The organism is Janthinobacterium sp. SUN026, assembly GCF_030397625.1.
GTDB lineage: Bacteria > Pseudomonadota > Gammaproteobacteria > Burkholderiales > Burkholderiaceae_D > Janthinobacterium > Janthinobacterium kumbetense.
In genome coordinates, this window is sequence record NZ_JAPQNU010000001.1 from 955,852 (window position 1) to 970,283 (window position 14,432).

General features: G+C 64.4%; 9 protein-coding genes. 7 read left to right on the forward strand and 2 right to left on the reverse strand.

The window, feature by feature from the left end; translation table 11 throughout:
• The first annotated feature begins 36 nt into the window (after positions 1-36).
• The gene (hrpA, locus tag OX459_RS04425) at positions 37-4,263 is read left to right on the forward strand and encodes an ATP-dependent RNA helicase HrpA (protein ID WP_289903969.1); all 4,227 of its coding nucleotides are present in this window, start codon (positions 37-39) and stop codon (positions 4,261-4,263) included.
• Between the two features lie 49 nt (positions 4,264-4,312).
• Here hrpA and OX459_RS04430 read toward each other — a convergent pair whose 3' ends face one another.
• Complete coding sequence (locus OX459_RS04430) at positions 4,313-4,903, reverse strand: PRC-barrel domain-containing protein (RefSeq protein ID WP_289903970.1); 591 nt, start codon at positions 4,901-4,903, stop codon at positions 4,313-4,315.
• 239 nt (positions 4,904-5,142) lie between these two features.
• On the opposite strand from OX459_RS04430, the gene OX459_RS04435 reads away from it, so the two are divergent.
• From OX459_RS04435 to OX459_RS04445, 3 genes are all read left to right on the forward strand, one after another.
• Entirely contained in the window at positions 5,143-6,339 is a 1,197-nt protein-coding gene (locus OX459_RS04435; protein WP_289903971.1) for a PHB depolymerase family esterase, read from the forward strand.
• 305 nt (positions 6,340-6,644) lie between these two features.
• Entirely contained in the window at positions 6,645-7,859 is a 1,215-nt protein-coding gene (locus tag OX459_RS04440) for an MFS transporter (RefSeq protein ID WP_289903972.1), read from the forward strand.
• 83 nt (positions 7,860-7,942) lie between these two features.
• Positions 7,943-9,982, forward strand: a complete 2,040-nt coding sequence (locus tag OX459_RS04445; protein ID WP_289903973.1) for a GNAT family N-acetyltransferase — start codon at positions 7,943-7,945, stop codon at positions 9,980-9,982.
• Positions 9,983-10,048: 66 nt separating this feature from the next.
• Here OX459_RS04445 and OX459_RS04450 read toward each other — a convergent pair whose 3' ends face one another.
• A complete protein-coding gene (locus OX459_RS04450) occupies positions 10,049-11,314 on the reverse strand; it encodes a putative Na+/H+ antiporter (protein WP_099666919.1) in 1,266 nt (421 codons plus the stop codon).
• A gap of 205 nt (positions 11,315-11,519) precedes the next feature.
• On the opposite strand from OX459_RS04450, the gene imuA reads away from it, so the two are divergent.
• The 3 genes from imuA (at position 11,520) to OX459_RS04465 (ending at position 14,431) form a co-directional block, all read left to right on the forward strand.
• Positions 11,520-12,230 (forward strand): translesion DNA synthesis-associated protein ImuA, encoded by a 711-nt coding sequence (gene imuA, locus OX459_RS04455; RefSeq protein WP_289903974.1) that lies wholly within the window; start codon positions 11,520-11,522, stop codon positions 12,228-12,230.
• Positions 12,160-13,647, forward strand: a complete 1,488-nt coding sequence (locus tag OX459_RS04460; protein ID WP_289903975.1) for a DNA polymerase Y family protein — start codon at positions 12,160-12,162, stop codon at positions 13,645-13,647. Before imuA ends, OX459_RS04460 begins: the two co-directional genes overlap by 71 nt.
• A 79-nt stretch (positions 13,648-13,726) precedes the next feature.
• Complete coding sequence (locus OX459_RS04465; RefSeq protein WP_289903976.1) at positions 13,727-14,431, forward strand: glutathione S-transferase N-terminal domain-containing protein; 705 nt, start codon at positions 13,727-13,729, stop codon at positions 14,429-14,431.
• Position 14,432 lies beyond the last annotated feature (1 nt).

The window sequence follows — 14,432 nt, forward strand, 5'->3', positions numbered from 1 at the left end:
GCGCGATGTGCGCGCTTAAAATACCTGTAAAAAACAATGTCTTCAGCCAGCAATAAGTCTTCCCCTCCTTCCACCGTTGCAAATGTGCCCGCCAGCGGGGATGTTTCCGCGTCTGCCTCCACGCCTGCGCAGGGCCGCCCACGCCCGCCCGTGAGCCAGCAACGGCAGCAAGCGCCGCGCGCGGAACAGCAGAAACAGCAACAGCAGCAGCGATCGGGAGAGGGCAAGCCCCAGGCCGCGCGTCCGCCGCGCGAGGGGCAGGAAAGCCGCGAAGCCCGCGATGCGGCCCGCGCCGCGCGCGAGGCGGAAAAGGCTTTCCGCAACCCGCTGCCACCGATCACGTATCCGGAAGACTTGCCCGTCTCGGGCCGGCGCGAAGAAATCGCCAAGGCCTTGATGGAAAACCAGGTGATCATCGTCTCGGGCGAGACGGGTTCCGGCAAGACGACCCAATTGCCGAAGATTTGCCTGGAACTGGGACGCGGACAGAAGGGCTTGATCGGCCACACGCAGCCGCGCCGTATCGCCGCCTCGTCGACGGCCAAGCGCATCGCGCAGGAACTGGGCACGCCGCTGGGCGAAACCGTGGGTTTCAAGGTGCGCTTTGCCGACACCTTGACGAAGGGCGCGTCCGTCAAGCTGATGACGGACGGTATCTTGCTGGCCGAGACGCAGACCGACCCGTTGTTGAAAAATTACGACACCATCATCATCGATGAAGCGCACGAACGCAGCCTGAACATCGACTTCCTGCTCGGTTACCTGAAACAGCTGCTGCCGCGCCGGCCCGACCTGAAAATCATCATCACCTCGGCGACCATCGACGCGGAACGCTTCGCGCGCCATTTCGGCACGCCGGAAAAGCCGGCGCCCGTGATCGAAGTGTCGGGCCGCCTGTACCAGGTGGAAGTGCGCTACCGTCCCGTGGAGCGCGAACAGGTGGCCATGCCGGGTGCCGGCGCGGGTAGTAGCGGCGCCGACAAGCCGGGGCAGAGGACGGCCGCCGCGCGCGAAAAGCGCGACTTGATGGATGCCGTCGTCGATGGCGTGGAAGAGCTGTGCCGCATCGGCTCGGGCGACGTGCTGGTGTTCTTGCCGGGCGAGCGCGAAATCCGCGACTGCGCCGAAGCGCTGCGCAAGCACCACCCGCCGCACGTGGAAATTTTACCCCTGTTCGCCCGCCTGTCGGCCGAAGAGCAGGAGCGCGTGTTTAAAACCAGTAATGCGCGCCGCATCGTGCTGGCCACCAACGTGGCGGAAACGTCGCTGACGGTGCCCGGCATCCGCTACGTGGTCGACGCGGGCCTGGCGCGGGTGAAGCGTTACAGCTACCGCAACAAGGTCGAGCAGCTGCAAGTCGAGCCGATCGCCCAGTCGGCCGCCAACCAGCGCGCCGGGCGTTGCGGCCGCGTGGCCGACGGCGTCTGCATCCGCCTGTACGAAGAGCAGGATTATCTGCTGCGCCCGAAATTCACGGAACCGGAAATCCTGCGCTCCTCGCTGGCGGCCGTCATCCTGCGCATGAAGTCATTGCACCTGACGGACGTGGAAACCTTCCCCTTCATCGAGCCGCCGCTGGCGCGCGCGGTGGCCGACGGCTATCAACTGCTGCAAGAACTGGGCGCCGTCGATGAAGTCAATAAACTCACGCCGCTGGGCAACAAGCTGGCCAAGCTGCCGCTGGACCCGCGCGTGGGCCGCATGATCCTGGCCGCGCTCGACAACGCCTGCCTGACGGAAGTGCTGATCGTCGCCTCGGCCCTGTCCGTGCAAGACCCGCGCGACCGCCCGATGGAACACCAGCAGGCGGCCGACGAGGCGCACAAGAAATTTGCCGACGAAAAATCGGAATTCCTCAGCTATCTGAAAATCTGGCGTTGGTTCGAGTCCGCCATCGAGCACAAGAAAACCAACCGCCAGTTGCAAGACAATTGCCGCACGAATTTCCTGTCGCAGATGCGCTTGCGCGAATGGCGCGACGTGCACTCGCAGTTGTTGACCATCGTCAAGGAACAGGGCTGGCGCCTGAACGAAGCACCGGCCACCTATGATAATCTGCACATGGCCTTGCTGACCGGCTTGCTGGGCAATATCGGCTTCAAGGGCGAGGACGAGCCGGGCGCGGGCTACCTGGGCGCGCGCGGCATCAAGTTCCATATCTGGCCTGGTTCCTCGCTGCTGAAAAAGCCGGGCAAGTGGATCATGGCGGCCGAACTGGTCGACACGACGCGCCTGTACGCGCGCTGCGTGGCGCAGATCCAGCCCGAGTGGCTGGAAAAGGTGGGCGAGCACCTGCTGAAGAAATCGTGGGGCGAGCCGCGCTGGGAAAAACGCTCGGCGCAGGTGACGGCGTCCGAACGGGCTACTCTTTATGGCCTGGTGGTGTACAGCCAGCGGCGCATCAATTACGGCAATTTCAACTTGCCGGAAGCGCGCGAAATCTTCATCCGCGATGCGCTCGTGGGCGGCGACTTCGACACGCGCGCGCCATTCTTTGCGCACAATCATAAACTGATCAAGGACATCGAAAACCTCGAGCACAAATCGCGCCGCCTGGACGTGCTGGTCGACGATGAACTGATCGCCGCCTTCTACGACAAGCTGCTGCCGGCGGACGTGTGCAATGGCGCCGGTTTCGAGAAATGGCATAAAGAGGCCATACGCGACAACCCGAAGCTGCTGTACCTGAACCGCGAAGAGCTGATGCGCCACGAGGCGGCCGGCGTGACCACCGACCTGTTCCCGAAAACCATGTCCGTGACGGGCCTGGAAATGGGCCTCACGTACCACTTCGAGCCGGGCAGCGTGCGCGATGGCGTGACGTTGTCGGTACCCCTGTATGCGCTGAACCAGTTGCCGCGCGAACGCTGCGAATGGCTGGTGCCGGGCATGCTGAAGGAAAAAGTGCATCTGCTGCTCAAATCGCTGCCGCAAAAGCTGCGCCGCCACTGCGTGCCGCTGCCCGACTATGCGGCGAAATTCTGCGAGCGCGTGCACGAGGCTGGCGTGTTCGGCCGCGGCGATCTTGTAGACGCCATCATCCTCGACATCCGCACGCAGATCACGATCAATGTGCTGACGACGGATTTCAAGCCGGAAACCTTGCCTGCCCATCACTTCATGAATTTCAAGGTGATCGACGAGCACGGCCGCCAGCTGGACATGGGCCGCAACCTGGCCACTTTGCAAGCGGAATTCGGCGGCCAGGCGCGCCAGAGTTTCCAGAAACTGGCCGAAGTGTCGGGCGTGTCCGGCACGGGCACGCCCGGTGCCAAGGTGGCGGGCGCGCAAGTGGCGTCGCGGCTGCAGGCGCAAGCGCAGGGTGCCGCTGCTGCCGCTGGCAAGGGCGGCGCGCCGGCCAAGGGCGCAGCCGCTGCTGCGGCGCCGGCATCAGGCAATGCCACCGTTTCGCAGCACATGGGCTTGACGGGCTGGACCTTTGGCGAATTGCCGGAGTTGCTCGAAATCGTGCAAGGCAAGCTGACCCTGATCGGCTTCCCCGCGCTGGTCGACAAGGGCACGCATTGCGACCTGGAAGTGTTCGACGACCCGACGGTGGCCGCCCGCACGCACAAGGTGGGGTTGCGCCGCCTGTTCGCGCTGCAAATGAAGGAACAGATCAAGTACGTCGAGAAAAGCATCCCCGGTTTGCAGCAGATGGGCATGCAATTCATGGCCCTCGGTTCGCAGGAAGAGTTGCGCGAGCAAATCATCAACAAGGCGCTCGATATTGCTTGCCTGCAAGATCCGCTGCCGCTGGACGCCGCCTCGTTCGCCAAGCGCCAGGCGGAAGGCAAGTCGCGCCTGGTCTTGCTGGTCAATGAAATCGCCCGTTTGCTGTCGCAAGTGCTGACGGAATTCCACGGCTTGCCCAAGCGCCTGCAGAATATTCCTGCGGCGGCGGCCACCGATATCCAGTCGCAGCTGCAGGGACTCGTGCATAAGCGTTTCCTGACGGAAAACGAGTACACGCAGCTGGCGCACTTCCCCCGTTACTTAAAAGCGATCAATGTGCGCCTGGAAAAGCTGCGCGCCGACCCAGCGCGCGACACCAAGTTGATGGCCGAGTGGCAATCGGCGGCCGCGCCGTATTTGCGCCAGGCCAAGGACCGCCAGGCTGGCAAGAACACGGACCCGAAACTGGTCGACTTCCGCTGGATGCTGGAAGAGCTGCGCGTGTCGCTGTTCGCGCAGGAATTGCGCACGCCGATGCCTGTTTCGGCCAAGCGCCTGCAAAAGGTATGGGAGTCCATGCAGCGCTAGGTTTTTTTGCCTTCGGCCCACGCGTAGGCCGCATGACGCGGTTTTACCGCTAGTCCGGCCGGCGTTGATCCTGCTCATCATCGCCGAGCGATGAGCGCGAGCCACCCTGGCTGCTGCCCGTGCCGGCGCGGCTGCCGCTCATGGAGGTGCCGGACATGCTGCCTTCGCTGCCCGATTGCAGGCTGGCGCTGCCGCGCAGGTCGCTGCCCGATGGCATGCGGCTGCCTGCCATGGCGCCGCTGCCGTAGCGCGTGCCGCTGCCATAGAAGGCTTCCATCTGCTGGTTCCACGCTTCGCTGCCCATGTCGGGCCAGTTGTTCTTGTCGAAGCCGGGGGCGTCTTTCAGCAAGTCTTTGTCCACGTTGAGCAGGAAGCGCTTGTTGACGGTGTCCAGGGTCAGGCGTTCCCAGGGCACGGCAAACAGCTTGTCGCCCATGCCCAGGATGCCGCCGAAGGACAGCACGGCATAGGCGATCTGGCCCGTGCGCATGTCGAGCATGATTTCCTTGATGTCGCCCAGCTCCTCGTCGTTGTGATTGTAGACATCGTCGCCGAGCAGGGTATCTGCCCCCATCAGTGCCGGCCCCGGGCCGTCGTGGTTGCGGTACATGCCCAGGATGTCGCGGTCCAGATAGCTCATGGTGTTCTCTCCTCTGGTGAAGTGCGGATCGAACATCCAGATTAAGCATGCGCACGAGGTCGCGCTTGATCTGCCTCAATCGTGCTAGCGGCACTTTTATCCGTGTGCAAACGTACGGTGTTGCCAGACAATTGCGGTACTCTATGCATTCTACGGAGGAGGCCGCACATGCTGACGATGCAACGATGCAGTGGGATGAACTTGCGGTACGCTCCACCACGCCATGCGCGCCGCTTGCCATGGTAAAGCCCGCCACCAAATGGCTGCGCGGGCTGCTGCGCGCCGGTAAGGCGCAGCAGCGCACGGCCAGCAAGCTGGCCAAGGTGCTGTTCGGGCCCGTGCCGGCCAAGCCCAAGGCCAAAGCCCGCAGCAAGGTCGTGGCCAAGACCACGCAGGCGAGCCACAAGCCGCGCGCCAGGCCCGCCAGCGACGCGTTGCCCGCCCTGGCGCCCTTCGCCACGCCCCTGTCGCCACCGCGCGTGCGCAAGCGAACGGCGCCCCCGCCGGGCAAGTGGCTGGCCGCCCACTATGCGCCGTTGCCGGAACTGGGGCAGTTGCCGGGCCGGCGCCTGCCATATTTCCTGTACCTGCCCGAGAAGGCGCCGAGCGCCGCCATGCGCAGCCGGGGCCGGCCGCTGCTGGTGATGCTGCACGGCTGCGAGCAGAGCGCCACGCAGTTTGCCGAAGGCACGCGCATGAACCGCCTGGCCGAGCGCAAGGGCTATGCCGTGCTGTATCCGCAGCAATCGCTGCGCTCGCATGCGCGCCGCTGCTGGAAGTGGTACGACAAGCTGACGCAGGACGGCGGCGGCGACGTGCGCCTGATCGTCGGCGCCATCGAGCAGGTGGCGGCCCGCTATGCGATCGACCGCGCGCGCATCTATATCTGCGGCATTTCCGCCGGCGCCGGCATGGCGCATATCGTGGCCCTGAACCATCCGCAGCTGTTCGCCGCGCTGGGCCTGCATTCCGGGCCCGTGTTTGGCGCCGGGCATAACCTGATCGGCGCGCTGGGCGTGATGCAGCATGGCGCGGCCGCCCGCGCCGACGCGGCCATCGATGAAGTGCTGGCGCGCCAGCCCGCGTTTCCCCGCCTGCCCACCATCCTGCTGCAAGGGCTGGCCGACAAGGTGGTGCGGCCCATTAACCAGACGCAGCTGGTGCGCCAGAGCGTGCGCGTCAACCGCTTGCCGGTCGATACCGTGGTGACGGCGCAGCGCCTGCCTGGCGGCGCGGCGGGCGGGCGCAATCCGGCCCATGCGTATGGGCTGCACGATTATCAGGTGGGCAAGCAGGTGCTGCTGCGCGTGGCACAGGTCGAGCACCTCGAGCACGCCTGGAGCGGCGGCGACGCCAGCCTGCCGTTCAACGACAAGGCCAAGCCCGACGCCAGCAAGATGCTGCTCGATTTCTTCGCCAGCCACCGCCGCCGATAAGCTGCCGTGCCGCGCGCCGCAACGGTGCGCAGGCACTGGTACGCATCGCTTTCCTTTCTCCCGCAGGACCGCTGCCGCGCGCCGGCGCGCTGGCCGCGCCCTTTCCGGTGCCGATTTTCAATGCTGCAGCAGCAGGGATTTTTCTAAAGTGGTATTGCTGCGGTATTTAAAAATCACAAAAACAGGCGCTAAAAATACTAACTGGTATACAATTGGTACACGTTTTCAGTGAAGCCGTGTCCGCCGTCCCATGCCCCGACAGCCGGTACGCACTGACGGCAGCCACCCACGTTACGGAACGCGCCATGTCCATCAAGTCCAAGCAGTTGCTGTGGTTTTTTGCGTTTTTCCTCGTCTTTGAACTGAATATCTATCTGTCGAACGACATGATCATGCCGGCCATGCTGGGCATCGTCGGCGAGTTCCAGGCGGAGGCGAAATTCGTCCCCTTGTCCCTGAGCCTGTATCTGCTGGGCGGCAGTTCCCTGCAGATATTCCTGGGGCCCCTGGCCGACGCCATCGGCAAGCGCAAGCTCGTGTTGACCGGCAATACCTTGTTCCTGCTGGCCACCCTGGCGGTGCCATTGACCGCTTCGATCGAGCAATTTCTCGTCGCGCGTTTCATCCAGGGCATGGGCTGCTGCTTCATCTTCGTCGGCTATGCCATGATCCATGAACTGTTCGACGACATGGCGGCCGTCAAGCTGAGCAGCATTCTGTCGAGCACCACCATTCTCGCGCCCCTGGCCGGTCCCATCCTCGGCAGCGCCATCATCAGCCGGCTGGACTGGCGCTACGTGTTTTTCCTCTCCGGCCTGCTGGCGCTGCTGTCCTTGCTGGGCCTGTTCAAGACCATGCCGCGCACGCCGGCGCCGGTCGCTCGGCTGGACCTGGCTGCCATCGCGCGCAGCTATGGCGCCATTTTCAGCAACCGGCGCTTCATGTTCGGCATGTTCACGGCCGGGCTGGCCACCGTGCCCCTGACGGCCTGGATCGGCTTTTCACCCCTCTTCGTGCTGCAGGAAATGGGCGCCTCCTACGCCACGTATATCGCCCTGCAATGCGTGATCTTGTCCGGCTTTGTGCTCAGCAGCATCGCCATCCAGCGCCTGCGCCAGGATTTCCCCCTCGTGTCCCTGTTGCGCCTGGGCGGGCTGATCGCGGCCGCCGGCATGCTGGGCGCCGGCGCGGGCCGCCACCACGTCGACGTGTTTGCGGCCTGCATGTTTGTCTATTCCATCGGTTTCGGCCTGTTCAACGGCGCCCTGATCCGCAGCGCGCTCACGGCCAGCAAGGAATCGATGACCTTGACGACGGCCGCCATGAGCTTGCTGTACTGCATTTATCTGTCCGCCTGGCTGCAGCTGTACAACGTGCTGTGCCAGCGCTTCGGCTATGCGCTGGAAACGTATGCGCTGCTGAATATCCCCGTCATCGTGGTCATCACGGCCTGCCTGCTGCTGTTTACACGGGGCATGGCGGGGCGCCGGGAAAGCGAGGTGCTGCTCGCCCGGCACTGATGGCGCAACGATGCGCATGTTGTCGACCTTGTTTTATCTCCTGCGACGTTTATTGACACTCTCCTGCGGAAAATGGTGCGCCCATGAAAATAGATGACCTGGCCTCGAAACACGATCAAGCAAAGATTTTCAACCTGGAATACGAGTTTCGCATCAACCGGCTGAAACTCGATTACATCACCCTGGCCGATGTCAGGCCGGCTGGCAGCAACCTGGAGCAATTGGCCGCGGAGCACCAGGCGGGCATCGCGGCCCTGCGCAGCTTCGTCGCCCTGAACTTCAACCATTTCAATGCGGCAAGCTGTTCCTCGCTCAGCTGCATTCCCACGCGCGCGCTCGGCGAGGACGAGCGCTACCTGCACCGCATCTGGATGGGCGGACCCTTGCCGGCCATCGCCTGCGAGGCGATCCAGCAGTGGGGCGCGGCGCTCGACGACGTGCGCTGCAACGGCGGCGCGCCGTATGTTTCCATCCTGTGGGTGTGGGACGCGCAGCAACTGCGCGATGACGAGCGCTTCAGCCCCACGGGCGGCGCCGGGCGCTACACGATAGGCCGCTACGACATCGGCGGCACGACCCTGCATATCAATTCGCTGCGCGCGCTGGCGCTGGACTTCGCGCCGGCCCGCTTCGATATCCTCGATACCCTGCATACGCAGCGCTATTTCGCCACCTTGTCCGATTATTTCCGCATCCTCATCATGTGCGAATACGGCGGCCTGTATATGGATGTCGATACGATCCCGCACAATCCGGCGACGATTTTCCTGATGAAGCCGGAAGTGCCCGATTATTTCCAGCGCAAGGATGATGACAGCGAAGAGCGCCGGCATGTCAGTTGGATGAATTTGTTTCTCGATGAAACGGGCATGCTGATCGCCAAGAAGAACGATGCGGCGCTGCGTGTGATCCAGCGCAATGTGAACCGCGCGTATGCGGATATCGACCAGCAGATTCCCCGTTCCTGCCCACAATTCGAGGCGCGGCTGTTCGGCCAGTTTTATGCCGAATGGAAGAAAAACCTGGGCGTGACCCTGCTCAGCCATGCCGAGTTTTACCAGCGCTATTGCGTGCTGTATGACGGCGCGCGGGAAGCGGTGGCGGGTGGCATCCGCGGCATGCGCCTGCTGGACGATATCATTACCGACATGCACATCCCCTTGAGCGACGAGGAACGGCGCGCGTATGCGCGCTGCGTGGCGCGGCTCGACGAAATCGGCTGGCAACTCGACGATCCTTTGATCTTGCCCAATATCGTCGACGTGTTCGATATCGAGGAAGTGCCGCGCATGGCGTATGCTGCCCAATTGCGGGCGGACATCGAGCATTTTCACTATTACTCGGTGCTGTCGGACGATCCGCAGCTCGATCGCGTGAATGACGTTTTTTGCCGCTACCTGCTGGCCCATCGTTCGCAGCATATTGCCGGCGGCAACTTCTGGCGCCCCACCGTGGGCCGCCACGGCAGCCGCATGCCAACCGCCGGCGATGCCCTCCCGCCAAGTGACGAAGTTCAGGCTCAGGCGGGCCTGCTGTCGCATGCGCCGCTCACGCTGGTGCCGGGAGAACTGCTGGGCGACGAGGCGAAGAACCGCATGGCCAAATTGCTGTTTGCCACCAGTTACCTGGAATATTGTTCGTTCGGCAATAAACTCAATCTGCAGTTCGTCGAATTGCAGCGGCGGCAGAACATCGACCCCTACCTGGCGCACATCCACGGCCTGCATGACGAGGACGGGCGTTTCATCGGCTTCTTTACGGCCGCGACGATGGACGAGTTCCAGGCTTGCGGCGCCGTCTCGTATTACCGAGATGACATGAAGGCGCTCGACGATGCGTATGACGCCTTCGTGCTCGCGCATGCGCGCGCCGACGACTGTTTCGTCAGCAGCTTGGCCATCGACGAAAAATACCGGGGCCAGGGTTTATTCAGGCAGATGTTCCACGAAATCCGCGACCTGTCCAGCCGCAAGGGCTGCGCGCGCATCACCTTGACGGTGTGGGAAAAGAGCGAAGCGCTGCAAGTGTATCTGCACAAGGGTTTTCGCAGCGTGGGCACGTTCGACTATGCCTACAGCCTGTTCTATGACCGGCTGCATTTCCTCGTGTATGAAGGAAACTGAGGAAGGTAACTGAGGAGGGAGAACGAGGGAGAACAGGGGCGGCCGGCAGCCGCCCCGTGTAGTGTCTTACAGGGCCAGGAAGGCCAGGCCCGCCACGGCCGTCGGCAGCAGGGCGCCCGCCAGCAGGCCGACGGCGCCGATCGATTCATCCTTGAAGCCGCGGCGCAGCAGGGCCACGCCGGCCGGGTTCGGCGCATTGGCGATGACGGTCAGGCCGCCGCCGGCCACGGCGCCGGCCATCAGCATGTATTTCGCTTCGTCCGTCATGCCGACGATCAGCGAACCGAGGTAGGTGAGGGCCGCATTGTCGGTAATCGCCGTCAAGCCCAGGGCGCCGAAGAACAGGGCCAGCGGTTTCAGGCTCGAAACGATGGGCTGCAGCCACCATTGCTGCATGCCGCCCAGCACCACCAGGCCGCCCAGGAAGAAGCCGACCAGCAAGCCTTCCTTGAGGATCAGCGGGCTTTGATAGCGCTCATACGCCTGCACGAAGCCGAGGAAGAACAGGAACAGGCCGATGAACAGCACGGGATGGTGCGCCAGGGTGACGACGCCGGCCAGCACGATCATGTGCACCAGGCTGACGGCCAGCGGCACTTTCGGCGCTTCCACTTCACCGGCCTTCGGCTTGATGTCGGAGGTGTTGCTATGCAGATATTTGCGCAGCAATATGCTCACGCCCGTGGCGTTGACCAGCACGGCGATGGCGGCCTTCCAGCCGAAATGGGTGGCCATGTAGGCGCTGTCCCAGTTCCACGTGGTGGCCACCATCAGCACGGGCGGCGCCGCGTACGAGGTGAGGGTGCCGCCGATGGAAACGTTGACGAAGAGCACACCCAGCGCGCCGTATTTCAGCCATTCAGGGATGCCCGGGCGGAAGATTTGCGGCGCCAGCATCAGCGCGGCCAGGGTCATCGCGGCCGGTTCCGTGATCAGGGAGCCCGTCAGGGGCACGAGCGCCAGGCCCAGCCAGACGAGGGCCAGTTCCGTGCGCAGCGGCATCACGCGCGCCACGCCTTTCAACAGGCGCTGCACGGCGTCGAGCACGGGGCGCGAGGCGGCCACGACCATGACGACAAAGACGAACAGCGGCTCCGTGTAATGGCGCGACTCGGCATACTCGATGGCCGCATCGCCGCCCGAGACAAAGGCCATGATGATGATCAAAATGAAGGCCCAGAAGCCGAACACGACTTCCACTTCGCCCAGCAAATGCAGCAAGCCCGCATGGCGGGGATGGCGCCGCGATAATGTTTCAAACGACTTGGCGGCGAAGGTGTGGATGAGCGCGAGGCCGAAGACGATGGCGCTGATGAGTTGGATGGTGGTCAAATGCGTTTCCTTATGGACGGAGGAAGCCGCCCGGTGCATTGCCGAGCGGTAAGGAGAGTGCTTATGGTACAGCAATCGATGTGAAAAACGGTGTTTTTCGGACGTCGCGGGACGGCCCCCGGATGGGGATGCGCAGATATGCCTTGCCAAAAGGGGGACTGGATAGTACTGTATATGCATACAGTATTCATCTTCATATTCAATTATGCAACATTCCCAATTGATGGCCTCGCCGGAAGCCTTGCACCCGTCCCTGTGGCGCGCATCGCAGCTTGGGCAGGGCGCCACGCGCTGCCTGGACACGGGCTTTGTCGCCCTGTCCGCGCAGCTGCCCGGCGGCGGCTGGCCCTGCGGCAGCCTCATCGATCTGCTGGTGCAGCAGCCGGGCAGCGGCGAAGTGCGGCTGCTGGCGCCCGCGCTGGCGCAGCTGCCGGGCTTGCCCATCGTGCTGCTGCAGCCGCCCCACCCGCCGCAGGCGCTGGCCCTGGCCGCGCAGGGGCTGGCGCCGTCGCAACTGCTGTGGCTGAAGAGCGCCGGCAGCAAGGATGCCCTGTGGGCGGCGGAAAACATCTTGCGTAGCGGCACGTGCGGCGCCTTGCTGTTCTGGCAGCCGCACGTGCGCGCCGACAGCCTGCGCCGCCTGCACCTGGCCGCGCAGTCCGGCAACACCCTGTTCTGCATGCTGCGCCCCTTGCATGGCGCGCAGGATGCGTCGCCGGCGCCGCTGCGCCTGTCCGTGCGCCCGGCCGCCGGCGGCATCGAGATCGGCTTCATCAAGCGCCGGGGACCGCAGCGCGACGCGCCCCTGTTCCTGCCCCTGCAACCTCCTTCATTACTGCTACGCCATGCGACTCTGGATCGGCCTGTACCTGCCCCGGCTCCCGCTCGAAGTGTTTTGCCCGCGCTGGTCGTCTGACCTTCTCGGCGTAGTGCTGGAGCAGGAGCAAGTGATGGCCGTGTCGCCGCTGGCGCGGGCGGCGGGTATCCGGCCGGGCATGCGCCGCGCGGGCGCGCTGATGCTGGCGCCGCAGGCGCGCCTGCACGAGCGCTCTTTGGCACTGGAGGCGCAGGCGCTGCAAGCGGTGGCGCTGGCGCTGCTGCAATATTCGCCGCTGGTGGCGCAGGGCGAGGAAGCGACCCTGCTCGTCGACGCGGGCGCCAGCCTGCGCCTGTTCGGCGGCGTGCGGGCCCTGTGCCGGCAGATTGCGGCCAGCTTGCGCGCGCTGGGCTACACGGCCCAGCTGTCGTGCGCCCCCACGGCGCGCGGCGCCTGGCTGCTGGCGCGCGCCGGGACGCGCCGGGGCCGCGTGCTGGGCATGGAGAGCCTGGTGCGCCGTCTCGACGGCTTGCCATGCGCCTTGCTGCCGCCCGCGCGCCCCTGGCTGGAATGGCTGGACGGCATCGGCTGCCGCACCCTGGGGCAGTTGCGCCATTTGCCGCGGCCCGGCTTGCAGCGCCGCTGCGGCGGGGCCTTGCTCGACATGCTCGACGATGCGCATGGCCACGGCACGGAACTGTACCTGTGGCTCGAAGCGCCGCCCACGTTTTGCGCCAGCCTGGAATTGTTCGACCGCGTGGAGCACGCGGAAGCGCTGCTGTTCGGCGCGCGCCGCCTGCTGCAGCAAATGACGGGCTGGCTGTGTGCGCGGCAATTCGCCGTCGAACGCATCCAATTGCTGCTGGCGCACGAGCGGGGCAGGGTGGCGCGCCCGCCCACCGTCATCGACCTGGCCTTGGGCGAGGCCGTCTGGCGCGACGAGCATTTATTGCGCTTGCTCAAGGAGCGCCTGGCGCAGCTGGTGCTGGAGGCGCCCGTGATCGGCCTCACCCTGGAAGCGCTGCAGGTGCAGCCGATGGCGCCGCCCAGCGACACCCTGTTTCCCGAGCCGGGCGGCACGCCGCAGGAGCGCCAGCGCTTGCTGGAATTGCTGGTGGCGCGTCTTGGCGCCGAGAATGTCTTGCAGGCGGCGCCGCGCGCCGATTACCGCCCCGAGGCGGCCAACCAGTGGCTGCCGCTGCCGGCCAGGCCAGGCGCACAAAACGCGCAGCCGGACTTGCCGCCCGGCTTGTCCGGCATGCCCCGTCCCGGCTGGCTGCTGGCCCAGCCCATCGCCCTCCTGATGCGCGAACACCGGCCGTTTTATGGCTCGCCGTTGAAAATGGTGTCCGTCGCCGAACGCATTGAAGCGGGCTGGTGGGGGCAGTCGCAGGCGCGCGATTATTTCATTGCCGAAGGACTCGATCACGCCCATTACTGGGTTTACCGAGAACGCATCGCCGGCAGCGGAGAAGATGCCGCGCCGCGCTGGTTTTTGCATGGCTTGTTTGGCTGAATGCGTTGTCCTGCTGAAACTGTCATGCTTGGCTATACTTGCCTGCTTGTGCCACGTCATACACCTCAAAAGGATTTCCATGACCCAACTCTCCGACTTCCCCATCACCCAAAAATGGCCTGCCCGGCATCCCGAGCGTTTGCAGCTGTACTCGCTGCCGACGCCGAACGGCATCAAGGTCTCCATCCTGCTGGAAGAGCTGGGCCTGGCGTACGAGCCGCACCTGGTCAGCTTCGAGCAAAACGACCAGCTGTCGCCCGCCTTCCTGTCCCTCAATCCGAACAACAAGATTCCCGCCATCCTCGACCCGGATGGTCCCGATGGCAAGCCGCTGGCCCTGTTCGAGTCGGGCGCCATCCTGCTGTACCTGGCCGAGAAAACGGGCAAGTTCATCCCGCAGGACGCGGGCTTGCGCTATGAAACGATCCAATGGCTGATGTTCCAGATGGGCGGTATCGGCCCCATGTTTGGCCAGGTGGGCTTCTTCCACAAATTCGCCGGCAAGGATTACGAGGACAAGCGGCCGCTGGAACGCTATATCGGCGAAGCGAAGCGCCTGCTGGGCGTGCTCGAGCAGCGCCTGCAGGGCCGCGACTGGATCATGGGGAGCCAGTACACGATTGCCGACATCGCCATCTTCCCGTGGGTGCGCTGCCTGGTGGGTTTCTATGGCGCGGGCGACCTCGTCGGCTTTGCCAACTTCCCGAACGTGCAGCGCGCGCTGGACGCCTTCCTGGCCAGGCCAGCCGTTGCCAGGGGCGTGGATATTCCCAAGCGTGATTGAA

What these genes read in the sequence shown, in the direction of transcription:
- OX459_RS04465 (WP_289903976.1), top strand. Translation starts at nt 13,727, where the DNA reads ATGACCCAACTCTCCGACTTCCCCATCACCCAAAAATGGCCTGCCCGG.
- OX459_RS04440 (WP_289903972.1), top strand. Translation starts at nt 6,645, where the DNA reads ATGTCCATCAAGTCCAAGCAGTTGCTGTGGTTTTTTGCGTTTTTCCTC.
- imuA (WP_289903974.1), top strand. Translation starts at nt 11,520, where the DNA reads ATGCAACATTCCCAATTGATGGCCTCGCCGGAAGCCTTGCACCCGTCC.
- OX459_RS04430 (WP_289903970.1), bottom strand. Translation starts at nt 4,903, where the DNA reads ATGAGCTATCTGGACCGCGACATCCTGGGCATGTACCGCAACCACGAC.
- OX459_RS04435 (WP_289903971.1), top strand. Translation starts at nt 5,143, where the DNA reads ATGGTAAAGCCCGCCACCAAATGGCTGCGCGGGCTGCTGCGCGCCGGT.
- OX459_RS04460 (WP_289903975.1), top strand. Translation starts at nt 12,160, where the DNA reads ATGCGACTCTGGATCGGCCTGTACCTGCCCCGGCTCCCGCTCGAAGTG.
- hrpA (WP_289903969.1), top strand. Translation starts at nt 37, where the DNA reads ATGTCTTCAGCCAGCAATAAGTCTTCCCCTCCTTCCACCGTTGCAAAT.
- OX459_RS04445 (WP_289903973.1), top strand. Translation starts at nt 7,943, where the DNA reads ATGAAAATAGATGACCTGGCCTCGAAACACGATCAAGCAAAGATTTTC.